This is a genomic window from Haloarcula sp. H-GB4 (assembly GCF_030848575.1).
In the GTDB taxonomy this organism is placed as follows: Archaea; Halobacteriota; Halobacteria; order Halobacteriales; family Haloarculaceae; genus Haloarcula.
The window spans coordinates 1-19,640 of sequence record NZ_JAVDDX010000006.1 but is presented as its reverse complement, the minus strand read 5'-3'; the positions used below and the strand labels follow the sequence as shown (position 1 = coordinate 19,640).

Below are 19,640 nucleotides of genomic sequence, written 5' to 3'. Positions count from 1 at the left end.
AACTGTGAGATTGAGCGCTGCCTAGTTCCGTTCTCTGACTCGTAGTCATGTACACGCTGAATCCTACCACTGTTCGAGATTGTGTACATCGACTTATTAGCCATCAGATTCACCGGTTGTTCCCGGGCTATCTCTGTCTACAACAGCAGTCTGCGGTAAAAGGGCGGACTGTGAATCTGAACTTTCCGTACAATGAGTTTTTTGATGACTATTTTAGGATCAAACGAGACGAATCTGATACACCCTATTTTGTTCCCTTCGATGAATCTGAGACCGACTCAATCGATCTCATGTGGTTCAATCAAAATGTTGCAGGGACATACGCTCCTTCCTCAGTGAGGTCAACATCCCCTCTACTAAAGATTGCAGAGATTGAGCAGTCGGGTCATAATTCAAAATGGGCCTTAACAGATGAACATTGGAAACTTGCCCGACATGAATTGGCTGATGGGTCAAAAATCCCTGTTGAATCACTCGCGGCTTTCTTATTCCGTGATTATGCATTTACTTCGGACGATCCTTCCGCTTTCACGGTTGTAGAAGCCTTCGTAGAGGAGTTTGGATACGAACTTGGCGGGAGGGACTTCACCCACCTATATAAGACCGGTGACTCGAATATCACTAAAGATTCCTTTGATAAATATGACTGATTGGGATATCCCGTCGCTCTCGATCGATAATAAGCACAGATCCAAAGAAAAGGTCCGCCATCTAACCGCAGAGCAGTTGGATCTACCAGAGAACACGAAGCAAGCAGAATCCGGTGAGGATCACTGGGAAGAGTTGGAAGAGCTGGCTAGTTCGATTGAATCTAATCAAGAATACGCAGTAGCAGTCGGGACAAACAGTCACGAATTAGCTTCTGGACAATTCTTGCAAAAAGGACAATCTCATGATGTTCACGCGCTTGAATTGGCGGTTTGGAAAGCGTATGCTGAATCTCGATCGCCGATAACGAATATACTACTTGTTGAATCAGAGGGAGGGGTCGAGATTTGTGGACGATGTATGCAAGTCGTTCAGGATTATGCCAGTGGCACTACTCTGCGTATTTTGCATGAAGACGGTGAGTATGATGAATATTCTTCTATACGCGAATATATTGCTCCACAGCCCGAACTTGAGGCGTCATCTGCCGAGAGTGATAAACAACAAATAACTACAAAACAACAGGGCAACTCGTCTGATAAAATTAAATCGGCTTCTGAGGCTTCTGTCCCAGAACCGGACAGCGAAGATATCCCGAAGGCTAGTTCAGATCTTGGAATAGAATATATTCGGTTCGAGAATAACATCTATCATCGGAAGTATCAGAAGCTGGATCGCACCTTTTGCGGGCAGGATCTTAGCAATCAAAAGTATAGTTCCAGTGAGGAGAAACCAATTCTCTTAGAACCGTGTAAGCCATGCCATGGAGAGACGGGCGTTATCACTGTAAAAGAGAAAAAACAAAACCTCCGTGAGCAAATATCTGAACAAGCTGCCGATATTACTCATTCTGAAAACAGTCCTGGGCAATTTAGCTTAGAGGAAATGAGAATACTCTGCGACTTGATTCCGACTGACTTCTCTGAGGAGATTGATTCTAAACAGGAAATACGGGCTCAACTGGACAGGGCCATAGAAGGGGTCAAGACAACTGAGTCTGATCATGGTTCGTTTTCCAAAGATGGGTTGGAAGCCCTTGTTGGCGCACTCTCTGGACATGGCATTATTTCTTCGGAGCCCCATTTCTATATTCAAACTGATGCAGGAACGATCAAACGAACTCCTGTTACGGAATTCGATTTGCAGAACAGAGGGGGGAAAGGTTTGCGCGCCCATGACGAAGAAGAGAATGCTGATATTGACACACTTTTCGTAGCAAATCCCAGAGATCTGCTCTTGTTATTTACCAGTGCTGGAAAAGTATACGAAATCGGTGCTCACGAAATGCCAAAACAAGACCGAATTGAGACAGGGCAACAATTCTCCGATCTTGTTTCACTTGACGAGGACGAACAGGTCCAATCTGTTCTCTCAATGATATCTCTGACCGATCACGACTATCTCACCATGGTAACGAAACATGGATTCGTGAAGCGGGTGAGGACCTCAGAATTTGAAAATATTCTTAGTACTGGTATTGTAGCAGCTAAGTTGGAAGATAGTGATGAAGTTCGAGACGTTGCTTGGACTGAGGGGGATGCTGACTTAATCGTAGCCACTGAAAATGGCCAAGCGATACGATTTGATGAGGAGGAAGTTAGAGACATGGGAAGATCCGCACGGGGGATTAAGTCGATCGAGTTGGATGATGATGATTCGGTTATAGGGATGGTGGTTGTTTCAGATCCGTCCAATGCTCAATTACTCTCTGTAACGAGGAATGGCTACGGCAAGCGCACCCCAATTAGAGAGTATCGCAAACAGACCAGATATGGGCGAGGTTTGATTGATATTGACACAGGCGACCGGAATGGTCCTCTCATGGCAATCGAGCGTGTGGAAGACAGCGATTCTGTCGGTATTATCACCCAGAATGGCCAGTTGATCCACACTCCTGTCGACGATATCTCTTCTGTTGGACGAAACACGAAAGGGGTCATCTTGATTGATGTTGACCAAGGTGATAGGGTGATAGAAGCAAGCACTGTACAAGCATTACAGAAATCGTAATCTCCACGGCCCAAACTGCACTTGGGAAGTTCCGGAAAACACTTATAAAAACTCACTGGTGATAACGGAACCGATCGAAAATACGGGCGATAACAGTTCTAAATAATTGCTGTTATACTTCCTGCATCCCATATTCCGCACCCCTCAATCTCAACTGCACCATTTTTCCGTCTTGCGGTTTTGCGAAATCATACTTTGATTGTCATTCCGCAAATGAGCGACTCAACAGGCGGTCTGTCCACATCAACCGTAATTCCAAGCTAAGCCAGATCGGCGTGAACACACCGACTGCGGTCGTTTATGGCCATCTTAGCGTTTTCATTCATCATATATAACATATCCAGTTGTTAGTTTTTAATTTCAAATATTATTTGTCATAATCGACAGACGGAAAATTGATCGGGGAGCAGGTTAGAGGTGCGGAATGTGGGCTGCATTACAGTGCGCAGTTTGAATTTCGGAGTATGACTGAATTATTTGCAACGTATACTAAGACAGTTACTTCTTCCAATTAAGCGGTAATTGCAGGAAATCCTTGTAGGGCCCTCGGTCGGAATTTTCAAGTGGTATGGTTACCCGAGTGTACTCAATGGCTGATGAGGAGTATTCCCTACCATCAAGTTTTCAAGATTTTTATTTATTTGACGAGTCGGTTGAGGAGTTTGCTGGTACTCTAACGGAACATCTTGATCCTCTCGTTCTTAATGAAAACCTATTTGTCCAATATACTGGATCAATAATTGACCAGTTCCAGCAAGATTCTGATGTCAGTAGTGACGGGGGCGCACTTGCGAAACAAAACCAGGATGTGTTAAGATTAGAGACATACCTGATGGAAAATGCTGCATTAGCCCACGCCCTCTATGATGAACTTGCGAAGCACTACGAACTACGAGAGGTGGATTATTGGTCAGCCACCGGAATGGCAGAAATTCTGGGAAAATACCTGGATCAGGAGAGTGTTGGATTCCCCTATGAAGTGAGTTACAGAGAACATTTATCTTCAATTGTTCTTCCAGAGTTCGATTTAGATGACGATCCCAAACCAATCGACCTTGCAATCAGGGACCGACTGCTGAACGATGAAGGCAAACTGGAAACCATCGATACGACGCTTCAAGCATTTTTTCGTGAGCACGAAATTGGTCCCCCACCTACTGAAACAATGCGTAGATTCCAGGGGAGTGATATGTGGGACCCCGAAGACCGAACAGCGGAGGTGTATGAAGCCGATGCACGGTATATAGTTCCCGAAGGTTCTGATTCACCCAACCATGAGCGTGCTGATCCAATTCCCCTTGATGAAAGCAGTATCGACTTGATCCTGACGTCCCCTCCATACTGGAAGAAGCGGAAGTACTTCACCGATGAAGGGGAAAAAATAGAACTTGGGCAGGAAACAGCAGTCGAAGATTATGTATCGAATCTTGTTGACGCATTAGAACGATGGAAAGTTTTTCTCCGTCCTACTGGATCCGTGTTTTTCAATATTGGAGACACGTTTAAGAATAAGTCACTTCAGGGAGTTCCTGGACTTTTCGCCCAAGAGTCGCAGAAGCGTGGTTGGACCATTCGAAATGAAATCACTTGGACAAAGCCAAATGGTGTTCCTTCACCGGTGGATGATAGATTAACTAGTCGACATGAAAGGATTTTCCATCTTGTACAAAATGATGACTATTTCTATGACCGCGAGGGATACATCGACATCTATGATACTGGATCAAACCCGACAGACGTGTGGGAGATAGCGCATGACCGGAATACTGGTGGACACCTTGCACCATTCCCGAGAGAGCTTGTCCAGCGAGCGATTGCACTAGGCTGCCCGCCTGCGGTCTGTGATAAATGCAATACGCCGCATCGTCGACAGACTAATAAAGATATGCGTGGGTTAATGAATGAAACCTCTGAAGCCGAACTTGTGGAACATTTAATAAAGTATGAGTATTATAAGCTCAGCCCAAGGCGGGACCAGGCCCAACGTGCTATAAAGAAATTCTTTGAATCGGATTTGAATTCCACGCATCTACGGGCGATCCAGGCTGTCGGTATTTCTGATGCTGGGAAGGCGATGGAATTCCAAGATGGGGCAGGAAATAACGACGAAACAATCGAAGAATACGCTGAGGCGGCGAAAGAGGTCCTTGGCGGGTACTTTCGTGAATTTACTTTTCCGCAAAGACAAACTGTGGGTTGGTCCTCTTGTAGTTGCGATTGTGAGCCTGTTCCAGGGCGGGTTTTTGATCCCTTTGCGGGATCCGGAACCACGCTTACAGTAGCCAAGGAACTAGGCTACGATGCATTCGGCGCTGATCTTGACGTTTCGCATTGGGAGGACTCGTGACGGCATTCTGAATGGCACTTTATTTCGACCTAACCACAAACTAGGGAAAAATCATTCAACAATGCAAATGATCGAACTTTGATCAAGAATCAATCAGTGAGTTGTTATTAGACCACCAAATTCATATTATGGCATGATATATTGGGCCTTGGTGATACATCGTGGAATTAAGTGACAGGCTCAGCTTTGCACGTTGAAGTGGTAGCGTGACGTAGGCGGTGGCAAAGACGGATGATGCCGATCACGGACTTCCTTTCGTGTACGCGCGTGTTCGACGAGTTTGACTCGCTGTCACCGGCACAACGACGTCACGCGAAAACCTACGCCACAGGTCTTGTTGCGGCCAGCAACAAGACCGTGGCGGGTATCGCACGTGAAGTTATTCCAGCCAGCGGAAAACGAGCTCTCAACAAGTTCCTCACCGAGTACGACTGGGACGAACAACAGTTCAACCACGAACGTCTCGAAGAACTTCAGAAACACGGTGAAACGCGCTGGTCGAAGGATGGCTACATCATCCTTGACGACACGATCACCGAGAAAGCCGGGGACGAAGTCCCCGGCGTCGGCCAGTTCTACGATCACGCCGAAAATGACACTGTCTGGGGCCAAGACCTCATCTACGCCTTCTACGCTGACGACAAAACCGCCTACCCCCTCACCTTCCGCCTCTACGAAAAACAAGACGACGAAGACGACGACCACGATACGAAGTACGATCTCGCCCGTGAGATTGTCACGGAACTCGAAGAAGAGGTAGGTGTGCCTGCGGACACCTACCTCTTCGACTCGTGGTTCGCTCACGATTCTGGCCTTCCTGACCACATCGAATCCTACGGCAAGGACTGGATCGGCCCGCTCCGGAGCAATCGCAAGGTAACTTACACCGGTGAAGAGCTCCGCGTCGATGCGCTGGCAAAGCGCATCGACACGGTTGAGCGCGATATTGAGGACGACACCTACCATATCTGGACGAAGAAGCTTCCCGTCTCCCAACTGGGAGACGTGAAGCTGGTTATCGCCGAGAAGGAAACCGATGAAGACGAAGAGAATCCGGTCAAGTACCTCGCCACGAACAAAATCGACGCACCGACCGAGCACGTGATTCGCTCCTACGGGATGCGGTGGCGCATCGAGACATTCTTCGAGGACTCGAAGCAGGATCTCGGCTTGGGAGACTGCGAGATGCAGACAGACGAAGGTGCCAGTCGGCACTGGCACCTTCTGATGGCCGCCTACAGTCTCGTTCGTCTTGATCCTGACTCGAGCGCCTTGGGAACGGTTCGCTCGAAAGCGTCATCGCTTCGAGCGAACCTCGAACACTCCCTGAAAGAAGCCGTCTACAACCTCCTCTCGTGGGTTCGAGACAACGATGACCGAGGCGTTGATGACCTCATGGAAGAGATCGACCACCTCTTCGTTCACTCAACTGCTGACGCTAACGTGCAAAGCTGAGTGACAGGGTTGACAGAGACCCTATGCTCAGTGGGGACGAGAAAGAGACGACTATTACAATGTATGGTCAAGACAAGGAATTCGAGATTTTCAGCGCGAAGCCAACAATAATCAAATCTCTATTAGATCACAAACATTTTGATTTACTGTGGGCGAGGGTAATTGGTGACGATAAAAAACACCGCGTCAAAGATAGAGAAAAACTTCTAGAGATGGATGGCCAGATCGTGGCATTAGAAGGTCGAATGCCGATTGGCGTCCTCACTGTTAAATCTAAACCTAGAGCAAATAACCACCAATCAAGTATTGTAAGTTCTGAAACGATTGACTCATCGGTTTTCGAATAAACACTTCCTGCTTGGTGATTCCTTGTAGTCCCCCGTAGGCTACCGGCGGAGACATTCAATTGCCCTTGAATACGGTGCTCTTCCAGCGGAAAATAAGTGTCCAGTCTGACTTCCCGGACGGGTTTGTGGATGAGAACTACCTGCGTGCTATCAGTCATCAGTCATCAGTTTATCTAGACCAATCCAATTATAGCCAACTTGCTTCCAGTTGTAAGAGTGTTCTAATAATAGATTACTGAGCGCAACTTGAGCACAGCCTCAAGGAGACGTTCTACAATATGTTCGCGTAGGTGCGTGAGTAGCCGAACCGTGATCTCCACGGACTAATGGAAGAGATAGACCATCTCTTCCTCCATTCTGAGGGTTCTGACGAGTGTATATAAACGCGCAGAGCCGAGTAGGAAGTTGGTCGTGATTATCGCGCTAATGCTCCTGGTTCCGCCAGTTTACTGAAGAGCGTGTCCGGTTGATAGACTTAATTACTGGTAGCTGGTAACTTCGGTTTGCAAATTATCAAGTTCTAAGCGGATTTTTATGCGAATATGTCGGACGACGATTCCCATTCTGCTGTTGAGCTTGTCGAAGAGGCCGCCGACCACCTGCAGACCAGCTCTGAGCACGAGCGCCGAGCTAAAGAACTGAGTTATCAGGCTGAGGAAGAGCTGGAAGCTACACTCGCGGAAGAGTTGCCAGATTCAGTAAAGGTCAATGTTGATGCAGAAGCAGACAGGGAAGGTGCGCGGTTGGTAGTTAGCCTGTATGACGATGCAACAATGGAGACCGTCAGTGACGTTGTCGGCGATGATGTCGGTGTCGGTTCGCCCCATCCACAGCAGTTCATTATTGGAGACGATATCGTTGGAGAAGAGTCATCTCAGCGTGAGCGGATTCAGAACGTTAAGGGGATAATTGCAGATATAGAGGATCGATTCGATGCAGGAGCACCGGTCCAGCAGGTGATTCGAGATGCCAGAAGGATTGGAATGGATAAGTCGGAAGCCAAACACGAGATTGACAAGCTCAAGCAGAAGGGAGAGGTGTATGAGCCACGCACCGACTACCTTCGAACGACTTGAGGTACTTTGACGAGCTATCTGACGGTGTTGTCAGAAGCTTTCATCTCCCGGTAGCCGTCGAACGGCATAGCTGAAGCTAACAGCCGGCACAATGGCGTGCCCGCGGGCGTGCTGAGAGCGGTTCAGTGTGGGGAGTCAGTCAGCGACAGTCCCTCCATCAGTCAGTGCCGACGGCTGCTGGCCGCCACCATAGGAGCCCAGCGTCGTCTCGCCGCTGTCAGCAAGCTTCGAGTCGCCGTCGGCGTTCGCGAAGTGTCGAATCGTCCGAGCCATGTCCGGATGGTCGATTTCGAGTTCGGTCAGATTCAGGCGCAGCACCTGTTGTCTGTCTGGTTTGCCGGTCCCGATTCCGAAGTGCTCAGCGGCTGCTTGCATCACTTCATGCATCGTTGGTCTCGAAATCTCGTCGTCGAACACCTCCTGACGTAGTTCTCGCTCAGGGAGCGTCACGTCCTTTGAGGACGTCGCCAGTGCCCGACGTCCAACGGTGTAGATGAGACGGCGCTTCATCTCGTCAGTATCCAGTAGGTCAACCGAGCGGCGGCACTCAGCGGGCGTTTCGTCGGGGGCGATCTCCTCGGCCTGGTCGCGAGAGATCCACAGCTCCTCGGTGTGCGGGTGGCGTTCGTAGTCGAGGCGGTCGATCACGAGGTCACGGTACTTCTCCAGCGTTGGGTCAGATGCTTTCGGTCCCTCGGCGGCGATGTTGTGGATGCTCTCGTTCAGGACCGCATCGGTGAACGACTCGCCGACATCGTGGCAGATGGCGATGGTCTTGCGCTGGACGCTGTTGAGACTCTTATCGGAGTCGTCGTTGAGTTCGCCCAGCATGGATTCGGCGTCGTCGACGACGCGGTCGAGTTTGTCTTCTACGCGGCGAGATCGCCCGCCATCGCGATAGACGTTCAGTGCGCGTGCGAGGGCGACGCCGTAGTTGTAGTCCGTGTGTTCGTCGACGTATGCACAAAACTCCTCTTTGAGTATCGTCCCGACGCGGATTCCGATACGGGTCGGTTCCTGAGACGACAGATCAGATTTTATTTTTTCGCTGGCGTGGTCCGGAGAGCGGCCGGCGGCTGAGACGAGTCGGTCAACGAGCGTTTCAACGCGAGCATAGCCGTCCGCGTCGATGTATTGCTTCATCGCGAGTTCGGCTTCACGGCCCAGATAGCCCTCAGCAACCCCGAATTGGGATTCAACGTGGCGACGGAACTGGTCCCACTCATCTACGGGAACCATCCAGTCTAGTTTCGAGGTGTCCCGCATCAGGACTCCACCTCCCGAAGGGCGGACCCGCACCCACACACCATCTTGGTGTGTGCGGGGGGGTTCACACCCACACCACACACACCTTCTTGGTGTGTGGGTGGGGTGGGGGTGCAGACCCCCACCCCGCCTGCGGTTGCGTCTGCCGACGGACCGCAGTGCGGGTAGACGGCCTGACGGCCGCCTTCGGGGGTCCAGGGGACCCCCGGGGGACACTCCATTCTGCCGCGCAGCAAAAAAATAAAATTCTGCGTGCGGCGGTCGTTCGTGAACGGTTCTGACTGTATGCCTCTCTGGCTACGCTCTCGTTCGTGGTGCTTCATATCCATCCTGGTTAGTGAGCACCCTCCGCCTCTCGACGGCGGCAGATATGGCTGGGGATACCTGTTGCTGGTGGGTAACGCTTAAGCCATTCTGCCGAGAAGGAACCGGTACAGACAGCGTGGTCGTTCCCAGCGATTCCCGCGCCAACGGGTTCGAGCTGGGAACGCCGGTCCGTTCTCAGGCAAGTTGCTTTCTCGTAGTGTCTTCTCTGTCCTGCGACTTGCACATCCGGTGACTTAAAACCGCTAGGAGCGTCAGACATCCGTTGACCCCATCCGGTTGAGGGATGCCTGTGTCCGTTGCGGCTGTCAGCGGTGCAGGTCTTATCTTAAACATAAATTTCTAGACTAGACGTATATACCTTATCATGTCAGCAAAGTGGTACTACTTTCGATTTACTTACCAACTATATAGTCTATATTGTCTAGATTTGTACTGCATAAGATAAGTGATAAGACACCGAATATGAGGTCTGATTGCACCCTCGGTGCTACATTAAAAATCAAGCAACAGAACGGGTCCGTAGTATCCTCTATAATACTTAGTATTATAGAGGATCAAGGTTAAGTTGATAGACAAGATTTTAGTTAATCCCACTGTCATAATTTGCTGGCGTATTCAAGACAGAATTCAACAATAGTATAAGAAAACCAACATAGAATCCGTAGCGGATTACCGGTGGGGAATCGGTGGACAAGCAAGACCGCAAAAACAGAGACATCCATGTCAACTCAAACCAACGCATCGAACGCATCGACCACACAACCAACACTCTACACGCACGCAAAGCGGCGATTCGCTGACGCGTGGCTCACGCCCGGCGTGCGACAGACAACGCAGTTACTGCTGCTCCTCACGCTATTTGCTGGCTCGGCGATGGGCCAGACCGACGTCGGGAACATCTACTGTGACACTGCTGTCGAGGACGGCGTCAACGTCGTCTTTGGCGCACTGGCTGGTCTTGGCCTGCCAGCGACGATGGTGTTCGTCGGTCGCAGTGGCCTGTCGTACATGCGGGCCTCTGGCAACCCGAACCAGCAAAACGAGGCTCGCCGGGACCTCATCCTCTCGCTGGTCGGCCTCGGCGTCGTCGTCCTGGCAATCGTGGCTCCAGAACTCATCACGAAGTTCGGGGACAACGTCGGCTTCGGCTTCTCGGACTGCGTGACCCCATTCTGAAGATACGATGCCACCACTCCGCTCACTGCTGATGATCGCGGCCCTTTGCTCGCTGCTCTCGACAGCCGCAGCTGCGGGGCCGGCGTCCGCTGGTGGCAACCCAGCTCAGATTGAGCGGGGGACGGCACAATCCCTCACTGACGCGAGTCACGGTGGCGTGGGGGTACTCCAACAAAACGCCACCGCACCGAATGGCTCCAGTAGGGAGGGAACACAGACGAATCGCACTGACAACAACGAATCCAGCGTCCAAGACCCAGCAGGCAACGAGACAGCAGGCAACAGGACAACAGCCAACGGAACCGAAGGCACCGAGTCCATCGACCGAGGGTCAACAGCGAACCAGACAGGTGTGAACAGGTCCGTCGAACTCGGAGCAAGGCAGAACCTCAGCGCGAAAGTCTCGTGCTACGAGAACACCTCGAACCCGCCGGCCAATGCCTCTGTCGGGGACAACGCGACGGCAGGCGTCGTGCCTCCGAACCGCTCCTACAACCACAACCACACGTTCTTCCGTGCGCTGTGGTCTGGCGACCCCGATCATCCGAATCTCACACGAGCCGACCGGGCCGGGGCTGAGAACGGTACGCTGGCCGTCCTGCCCTCTTGCACGGGAGATATGGTGTCTCGCGAGCCATCGAACACAACGCTGTGGAACCGGCCCGAACACGACTCGTTCCGGACTGGCATCGAGAACGCCTCGTATCCAGTGAACGTCACGGATACTCGCTCTGGCATCTGGATTCGTGACGCCTACGTCGCGTTCTTCAGCATCGAGCCGTCGACGGTCGTCCATCAAAAGTCAGCCACGGAGCGTCTGGTCCGTCCGAACGGAACCGTTCGTGCCATCCACGACTATCGAGTATTCATCTCGGAGTTCTTCGAGGACGACTTCCGAGTCCTGAACACGTCGACGAACACGACGCTGTACGCCAACGGCACTGCGATGGACAACAGCACTGCCGCCCAGCCCACGCTCAACTACACGGAGATCAACGGGACCACAGAACTCCAGTTGGTCACGACGATCTCGACGAATCTCTCGGAGATTGGCGATGACGAGATTGACGAGTACGAGCTGACGGTCACAGACTCACGGACGGTCCGGGTAGAGAACCTGTCCGAGCGGGAGATGGTCGTCGAGCCCGGCGTCGTCCCGAACGGCAGAGGGGCCACGACCGACGACTATCGGATCGGGACTGTAATCCCCGGCAGCTGGCAGAGCGTCCAGTTCGACGGGGGATACGAGGTCCAGAGCAAGTGGCGGTTCTATACCCGCTCACCGCCCGGCTGGAAAAACTGGTCGGAAAACACGACGACCCCAGTACGACCACTCGAAACCCACGCTGTCCGGACGACGGAAGGTCCGGCAGTCACGGTCAACCGCGTCCAAAATGAGAGTTCCGACGGCTGGCGGTTCGTCCCATCGCTCGAAGCGACGTATCCGACGAATGCGACTGTGAACACGACGGCGAACACGACCGCTAACGCGACCAACAGGACGACGCTCCCGCCGGAGATTCGGATCAACCGTTCGGAGACGTTCACGACGGCGGATCGGTTCACGATTCGGAGTGCGGAACAACTCCGGACGGAGAACTTCGAGATCAACGGACTCGTCCGTGGGCACAGCATCGAACAGCCAGCGGACTCGACGAACCCGACGCCAATCCGCGAGGTCAACATCACCTCCGAGGTCGTCAACTCGACCGACAACTCGACGGACCTGCTGGTCCGGGTCGAACCGACGGCTGGCTTCCCGATTGCGGCAGGGAACGTTACTGTCGCAACGGGGCAGTCCCGGGTCAAACAGTCACTCGCTGGCGATGATGAGATTACGGTCACCGTCGACCAGGGCGAAGTCTCCTCGGCGATAGTCACGTATCGCCCGACTCAGATCTGGTGGGAGCAGGGGCGTGCTGTCCCGGTACGAGACACCCAAGAGCGGGTCGCCTACGAAGTGAATCTTCCAGACCTTGCGGAGTTCATCGACCTCGCTGTAGTGACGCTCCTGACGGTGTTGCCGGCTGTGCTGGCGCTGTATGGCTACGACGTCTGGACGAGAGGCAAATTTGTTGGTTGGTATAATTCATGACACACAAGACTATACCACGAAATAGCAGTATCGACCGCAGAACAGTGCTTGGACTCCTTAGCGGGGGTCTTGCCGCGCTTGCAGGCTGCAGTGGCGGGCTGTCTGATAGCAGTGACGGAGGTGACGGAAGCGCCGGCCCGCCAGAAGAGCAGTCCGACTACATCGAAGAGACGTCGATTGAGATTGTCGAGAACGGCCGCCAGTTGGCTCTGGACGTGGCTGTGACCGATGAGATCGAGCCCTCATCGGTCAGCATCATCACAGAGTCCGGTCGGGAGTTCGTCAGCGACTATTTCAGCCCCGGTGAAACCCGGACACGCCTTTCGCTAACAGAGGGCGAGGACTCGTACGAACCGCTGCCTCGGGGACAGCACACGCTCTATCTCCGTGGTGACGACGTCGAAACCAAACTCCCACTCGAACTGGGCACTACGTTTGAGTTTGAGGAGGTTATCCCTGGGGCTGAACATCCAGACTTCGTCGATGGTAGCTTGGCGATGGTTGTGCGGAACGTGGGGAAACGCACAGATGCAGCATCTCAGACACTACTGAATGGTGAGGAGAAAAGCAATCGCTTCGTTCCAGTGAAGCCCAGCGAAACCGCTGTGGTTAAATTTGATTTCCTTCTTGAAGACCATGGAGGTAATTGTAGGAGAGTTGATGAGAGTGGTGAAATAGTTGAGATCGATCAAGCACTGACTGTCAATTTTCTCTGGAGCGACTCAGTTACAGTCAGCCTGCCCATCAGATATGACGACACAAGCGGCTGCAAACGATCTCTGGCCGGTGAGCCAGAAGAAATCACTGCAACCCCAGCGGAGACAGAGACATAGCAATGCAGACGGAAATTGCTGGGGAAATCGTAAAGGAGATTGCCGAGAGGGTGGTTGCAGAACTCTCGTCGGCAATTACAGCTGGTATCAGTGGCTTCCTTGATCAACTCAAATCGGACATCGTTGATTATCTCGACGGGTTTCTAGAGAAACTTATCGATCCAATGGTTGGGACACCTGCCCCTGAAGGACCGAATTCAGCAGCCCCTGTCGACATTGCATTTGAGTCTGCGAGCAATGCTCCGTGGAACTCGCTAATCTCAGGCATCTACTTCGATGGAATCGTTGGGTTAGCGCTCGGCATCCAGCTTTCTGTTCTGGCGATGATTGGGCTCAGGTACGGGTCAATGAACCCTGTTATCCGGAAGAAACTCCTACGTCGCCTCGGAGTTGCCTTCCTTTCGCTGTTCTTCTGGCTCCCAGTGGCCTCACTAGGGACGCAATTCTTCGACGCTATCGGTGAGGCGACTTACCGCTCCGGTCAGTCGAAAGAAGAGATCGCCGCACTAATTGGCTCAGTCCAGGAAATTGCGGAACTCAGCCTTGGGATATTCGTCGTTCTGATGATCGTTGGACTGTACGTTTACCTCAAGGCGGCGTTCATCTTCATCACTCGGTGGCTGCTGGTCTTCCTGCTGACCCTGTCGATGCCACTGGTCGCGACGTTCTGGGCGGTCGAGGTCTGGCCGCTGAATCGCTTCTCGGGGCTGGCGAAACAGGTCGCCGGCGCGTATCCCGGAGTCCTCGCTGCGGGCATTCCGCCTGCAATCTTGATCCGCATGAGCTTTGAAGCGACAAACTGGGGACTTCCCTCTAAGTTATCGCTGTTTATCAGCCTCGTGACGCTGTACTTGGCGGCAAAATCCCAGAAGGTCCTCATCCAGCGCAGTAGCCGCGTAGCAATCCAAGTCAGCGAACAGGCACTCGCCGGTGGCAAAAAGCCACTCAAGATCGGTGCGGCGGCTGGTGGTGCAGCGGCGACGGCCGGCGCTGGCGCGGTCGGTGGCCCCGGTGCAGCAATGGCGACTGGTGGCACGATTCGAGCTGCCTCAGGCGCTGCAAAAGGACGTGTCGGCAGTGCTGCTACGGGTGCCCAAATGGTCCACCGCCAGATGGCAGCCAACCCCGCTGGCATGAAGAGGGGTTCTAGCGGCGGCCCCACCGGCTCCGGTGGCGGCAGTAGTCCCAACGGCTCCGGAGGTGGCGGCAACAATGGTTCCGGCGGCGGTGGCTCCGGTGGGTCAGGCGGTTCCGCTCCGCCTTCTGGTGGCGGCAGTGGCAGCAGCGGGTCTGGTGGCTCACCACCCTCTGGCGGCGGGAGCGGGTCCGGTGGAAGTCCCCTCAACAGCCGATTCACCAACGGTGGTTCGTCCGGCTCGTCTGGCTCGTCCGGCGACTCCGAGAGTGACGACACTCCGATTAGTGAACGCCAGACGAAGATGGAGCGCCAAACCAAGATGGAGCGCCAAACACAGATCAACTCTGGCGATACCAGGGTCTACGAGTCTGAGGTTGATCCGCCGTTCTCCGACGATGACTTCGACGAGAACGATACCGAGACCACGGAGTCCGATGAGTCCGAGTCGTACGACTCGCTCAGGGATGTGTTTGCAACTGATGACGATATATTAGGGCCGGATGTGTACCGCGACGGCTTGCCGCACAAGGAGGATGATGACTAATGGCTGACTCAGAAGAAGAATACAATACGAACATCATCCACGAATCGCTCGGAGATTCGACCAACTTCTGGGGCGACTACACACTCGGGGAACTCATCCTGTTCCTCATCCCGCCGTTTGGCTTCCTCATCGCGATGGGGATGCCGTTCGTGCCAGCAGCGCTGTTCTTCCCCACGTTGGCCCTCACAGCGGTTGTGGAAGTGTTCCTCTACATCCTGCACAAAGTCCGGCCAGATCACTATCGCCTGACCGAGTGGCTGCGGGTCAAACTGTTCTGGCTCGTCAAAAAGCGTCAGTACACTCACGGCCAAGGGAATCAGGATACTCGGCAGGTCACGCGATTAGAGCGGGTTATGCCCCACGGCATTGAGCGCGTCGACGGAGCGTACGTCGGCGCGGTCGAAGTCGAGCCCGCCAATATGTCGCTACAAGATGACGAGAAATGGGAGAAAGCCGTCACATCGCTCACACGCCTGTCTGAATCGCTGACTGGCCGGGCGAAACTCCACGTCACGACGGCCGAGGTCGACAACGAGTCCCACATACAGGCACACGTCGACCGGCTCGACGACCCCGACGCGGAGAGCCATTCGATCTTCCGGGGCGTCCTGATGGAGTTCGTCAACCGCTACATCGACGACAGCGGCAACGTTGAGACTGAGACTGAGCTTCAGCGCAAGTACTACATCGTCGTTTGGGTCACTGACGACGATATCCATGATCTCCAGATGAACAGCGACTCCATCGCGGATTACCTGACTGGGATACCGGTCATTGGGCGGCTGTTCACTCGATTCGACAGTGACACGCTCACTGACGCCGAGCGAGAGGAGTTCAAGGCGAAGAAACTCCACGACCGGCTCGAAACCGTCGACAGAGCAGTCAACAATATGTTCCGGTGTCGTAGTCGGTCGGTCAGCCCGCATGAGCTGGCGCACTTGACTGAGGACTACTGGGCCTGTGAAACCCGGACCGAGCGGGAGTACGAAGAGGCGGCCTCCGTCTCCCCGGTGACGTACTCCGCTCGGGAACTCATCAAGCACGGCAAGGGTGCCACAGCCCACGACGCTGCGGAGGGCATGGACACCGACGACGTCGGTGGGACCGACTACGAGGTCGACGAGACCGACTTCGTCTCCCAGTTGCATAGACCGGGAGAGAACCATCGGTCACTGGTCGCGCCGACGGATATCGAATGGGAAGCCGACCACGCCCTCATCGACCAAGAGACGTACACCCGGTGCTTCTGGATCGAGACGTATCCCGAGCATCCGACCAGTGGAATGCTAGAGCAACTACTGCTGGATACGGACCTTGCCGTCGACGTCTCAATCCACATCGACCCATACGACGCTGATACAGCAGTGTCGGTCATGAAAGAGTGGATTTCCTCGCTGAAGATGCTACAGAACGACAAAGGAGAGCTGGAAGCGGAAGATATCGAACAGGAGGTCAACCAAGCGAAGTACATCCGGCAGATGGTCCGTCGCAATCACACGTCGCTGTTCCGTGTCGGAGCGTTCATCCGGCTGACTGCGGAGACCGAAGAAGACCTCCGGAAGCAAACGAACCGGCTCGAAACGCTCCTGCGAGACTCACCGTCGAACTGCGGGGTCAAGCGAACGACCCGCCGGCAGGAAGCAGGACTGGTGACTGTCTCGCCCATCGGGGCCAACGAACTCGGACAAAACCGACTCTCCTCAATGACCGGGGAAGCACTCGGGTCGCTGTTCCCGTTCTCGTCGAACTACCTGCGGATGGAGGACGGCATCGAGTACGGACTGCACGGCCACAACGATTCCTCGCTGTTGATCGACCCGTGGGAACTGGAAACCGGTCACTCGGAGCTGGTCACTGGGATGCCCGGCGGCGGAAAGACCCACGGCACGCAGGCTCGGGCGATGCGGATGCTGAAAAAGCGGTCGGACGTCAAGCAGATCTACATCGACCCGGTCGGGGATATGCACGGCAGCGCCAAGATGCTGGATGCAAAGACCATCACGATCAGCGGTGAGACGCCGCTGAACCCGTGTGAGATGCATCCGACGCCTCAGCATGTGCTCGAACAATCCCCGGATATGCAGCCCGTCTCAGCGAAGAAAGACGAAGTGTACGGAGTGATCGAGAACTTCCTCCAATCTCGCGATGTCGATCTGGAGATGCACAGCGGCCTGATCACGTTCCTGATCGACAAGATATTCACTGAATCGGATATCGACCCAGCGGACCCATCGACACATACGCCGGAGAACTCGCCGGACCTGAGCGACTTCCTCGAAGTCGTTGACCGCCTCCAGGAAGAGCCGGGAATGTTCCCGGGAGCGACGACGGAATCTTCCCAGCAGAAAATCCAGCAGTACGCAAACGAACTCTCGATTGCGCTGCATCCGTTCCGCCCGGGGAGTACCTTCGGTAACCTCTCGAAAGAGTCGGACCTGCGGCTGATCGACGACAGCAGCAAGGCCGTCTATCTGGATCTCCAGCAGGTCGAAGGCTCTGGTAGTGGCCTCGGCAAGCAGTCGTTCATCATGCAACTGCTGTTGTCGACACTGTACCAGCAGGCCAAGAATATGCAGCAGAAGGTCGAGATCATCATCGACGAAGCTCACTACCTGTTCAACGACGACGCGAACTTGGAGTCGCTGAACCAGATTGCTCGCCACCAGCGCCACGCCGGACTGCGGCTAGTGATGCTGTCTCAGACACTGTCGGAGTTCGAGGACAAGGGAGCCGCTGAGGAAATCGCGGGAATGTGCCCGATCAAAGTACATCACCGCGAGCCAGAGCTAGGCGACGAGACGGCAACAAGCGCTGGACTGACGGACGAACAGCAGTCCTACATCCAGCACGCCGAAGCCGGCAAGGAGTCACTGGGTGACGGTCAGGGCTACTCGCAAGCACTGGTTCGCGTCGACGAACACGGAGACTACCCGCTGACGATCAAGACGTCGTGGGAAGAGAAGCAGATCATTGACCTCGACGCTGACGCGGAAGATACGCTCGACGTTGTTGCTCACGAGGTCGACTCCCGCGCTGCTGATTTCGAAGAGTTCGTCCATTCCAAAGCAGTCGAGCAAGAGCTAGCGAATCGTGGATTGTCCCCGGAGAAGGCTGAACACGTCCTCAACGGACTCAGCGAAGAGGAATTAGTGGACGTGGTGTCTGTAGCACTTGACCAGACACAGCCAGAAGCAGTTGTCGCTGACGGTGGTATCGAGGCAGAGACTGATGCGGAGTTTGACACTACGGAGAATTCAAATGAGTGACAAAGTTACAATTCGGCTGAGTACAGAGCAGCGAAAAGAGATCGTGAAGCAGGCTAACAAAGCGGGAGAAGGGGTTTCAGAGTACATTCTGAAAGCGACGGAACAGCGTATATCTCGTGAACTACAGGAACAGCGTGCGGGGGAATTAAATCTTGGATCGGAACTGGACTACATCGCTGATGCCGTCGTCGAAGACGTTGAGGAAGCAACAAACGTTGACACGGAGCAGGAACTGTTCTACTCGGTCGCTCTGTGGGATTTAATAGCCTCTGAGTACCCGGCAGACAAGCGCGCTACTGCGATGGAGGAAGCGACAGATAAACTAGAGGAAGAGGTTGAAACCATCCGAAACAAGGAGGGTCAGGAATGACTGAGAGACGCACTCTACTCCAGATTTACACGACCGAAGAGAACAAAAAATTGTTTGACCAGCTGGCTGACGCCGCGGGGACATCCACCTCCGAGTATGGACACGAGGTTATCGAGGATTACGTCGAGTGGGAGACTGGAGAGAGTCAGTATCAGCGGTACAGCACTAACACAAAAATCGAAGCTCTGCTGGAGGAGGCAAAACGCGAGGTGACCGAGCTGTTAGAAGAATTTGAGTCTGGAACAATGGAGGAGGTAAAAACCGTCCAAAAAGTCCGGACGGCATACACTATCGCGATCTGGAAACTGCTTCAAGATGACTACTCAGCTGAACAGCGACGGCTTGCGCTGAAATTTGCCGGCGAGCATGTTGGGAGAGATCCAGACATAGAATCGCAAACACCAGACGAGGAAAGCAACCCTGAGTCAGATGCCTCGGCCGCTGCTGAATCGGCAGGTGAGAGTGCATGATGCTGAAAACAGATTATCAGGAGGGTGGTGCAGGGAACCTCGTCGATTACATTCAGCGTGATCGCGAACAGGACGTCGGCGCGACGGTCGACCTCCGAAACCCCGCCGGGCGAGAACTGTCTAACTCAGAGGTGAATCGGTTTGTCGACAAGAGCCGTGAGTTCGGATTCCAGCGGCACATGATCGTCTCGCCAGACCCAACGGGACAATATTCGCCAGAAGAAGTCCGTGCCAACACTCGGGACTTCATGAACAGTGAGTTTACACAGCAG

The 19,640-nt window shown here is 53.7% G+C and carries 14 protein-coding genes and 1 pseudogene; 14 read left to right on the top strand and 1 reads right to left on the bottom strand.

Features of this window, described 5'->3' with window-relative positions; genetic code table 11:
• Window positions 1-170 precede the first annotated feature (170 nt).
• The 6 genes from RBH20_RS20150 (at window position 171) to RBH20_RS21430 (ending at window position 7,883) form a co-directional block, all read left to right on the top strand.
• Entirely contained in the window at window positions 171-650 is a 480-nt protein-coding gene (locus tag RBH20_RS20150) for a hypothetical protein (RefSeq protein WP_306712055.1), read from the top strand.
• Entirely contained in the window at window positions 643-2,658 is a 2,016-nt protein-coding gene (locus tag RBH20_RS20145; RefSeq protein WP_306712053.1) for a DNA gyrase C-terminal beta-propeller domain-containing protein, read from the top strand. The genes RBH20_RS20150 and RBH20_RS20145 overlap by 8 nt, the downstream gene beginning before the upstream one ends.
• A 589-nt stretch (window positions 2,659-3,247) precedes the next feature.
• Complete coding sequence (locus RBH20_RS20140) at window positions 3,248-5,005, top strand: site-specific DNA-methyltransferase (protein ID WP_306712051.1); 1,758 nt, start codon at window positions 3,248-3,250, stop codon at window positions 5,003-5,005.
• Window positions 5,006-5,236: 231 nt separating this feature from the next.
• On the top strand, window positions 5,237-6,460 hold the full coding sequence (locus tag RBH20_RS20135) for an IS701 family transposase (protein WP_306712049.1): 1,224 nt from the start codon (window positions 5,237-5,239) through the stop codon (window positions 6,458-6,460).
• Window positions 6,461-6,483: 23 nt separating this feature from the next.
• Window positions 6,484-6,807 carry a hypothetical protein gene (locus RBH20_RS20130; protein ID WP_306712047.1) on the top strand — a complete coding sequence of 108 codons (324 nt, stop codon included), beginning with the start codon at window positions 6,484-6,486 and terminating at the stop codon, window positions 6,805-6,807.
• Window positions 6,808-7,349: 542 nt separating this feature from the next.
• Window positions 7,350-7,883, top strand: a complete 534-nt coding sequence (locus RBH20_RS21430) for a hypothetical protein (protein ID WP_058997938.1) — start codon at window positions 7,350-7,352, stop codon at window positions 7,881-7,883.
• A gap of 135 nt (window positions 7,884-8,018) precedes the next feature.
• Here the strand turns inward: RBH20_RS21430 and RBH20_RS20115 are convergent, their stop codons facing one another.
• The gene (locus RBH20_RS20115) at window positions 8,019-9,149 is read right to left on the bottom strand and encodes a hypothetical protein (protein WP_306712045.1); all 1,131 of its coding nucleotides are present in this window, start codon (window positions 9,147-9,149) and stop codon (window positions 8,019-8,021) included.
• Between the two features lie 1,047 nt (window positions 9,150-10,196).
• Here RBH20_RS20115 and RBH20_RS20110 point away from each other — a divergent pair.
• The 8 genes and pseudogenes from RBH20_RS20110 to RBH20_RS20075 form a co-directional block, all read left to right on the top strand.
• Entirely contained in the window at window positions 10,197-10,652 is a 456-nt protein-coding gene (locus RBH20_RS20110) for a hypothetical protein (RefSeq protein ID WP_306712044.1), read from the top strand.
• Between the two features lie 7 nt (window positions 10,653-10,659).
• On the top strand, window positions 10,660-12,747 hold the full coding sequence (locus RBH20_RS20105) for a hypothetical protein (protein WP_306712042.1): 2,088 nt from the start codon (window positions 10,660-10,662) through the stop codon (window positions 12,745-12,747).
• The gene (locus RBH20_RS20100) at window positions 12,744-13,580 is read left to right on the top strand and encodes a hypothetical protein (protein ID WP_306712040.1); all 837 of its coding nucleotides are present in this window, start codon (window positions 12,744-12,746) and stop codon (window positions 13,578-13,580) included. The genes RBH20_RS20105 and RBH20_RS20100 overlap by 4 nt, the downstream gene beginning before the upstream one ends.
• A 2-nt stretch (window positions 13,581-13,582) precedes the next feature.
• Window positions 13,583-15,262, top strand: coding sequence for a hypothetical protein (locus RBH20_RS20095; protein WP_306712038.1), 1,680 nt, complete (start codon window positions 13,583-13,585; stop codon window positions 15,260-15,262).
• A complete protein-coding gene (locus RBH20_RS20090; protein WP_306712036.1) occupies window positions 15,262-18,528 on the top strand; it encodes a VirB4 family type IV secretion system protein in 3,267 nt (1,088 codons plus the stop codon). The genes RBH20_RS20095 and RBH20_RS20090 overlap by 1 nt, the downstream gene beginning before the upstream one ends.
• The gene (locus RBH20_RS20085; protein ID WP_306712034.1) at window positions 18,521-18,898 is read left to right on the top strand and encodes a hypothetical protein; all 378 of its coding nucleotides are present in this window, start codon (window positions 18,521-18,523) and stop codon (window positions 18,896-18,898) included. The genes RBH20_RS20090 and RBH20_RS20085 overlap by 8 nt, the downstream gene beginning before the upstream one ends.
• Window positions 18,895-19,368 carry a hypothetical protein gene (locus RBH20_RS20080; protein WP_306712032.1) on the top strand — a complete coding sequence of 158 codons (474 nt, stop codon included), beginning with the start codon at window positions 18,895-18,897 and terminating at the stop codon, window positions 19,366-19,368. The genes RBH20_RS20085 and RBH20_RS20080 overlap by 4 nt, the downstream gene beginning before the upstream one ends.
• Window positions 19,365-19,640, top strand: a pseudogene (locus tag RBH20_RS20075) (relaxase); the annotation flags it as partial. The gene RBH20_RS20080 and the pseudogene RBH20_RS20075, both read left to right, overlap by 4 nt.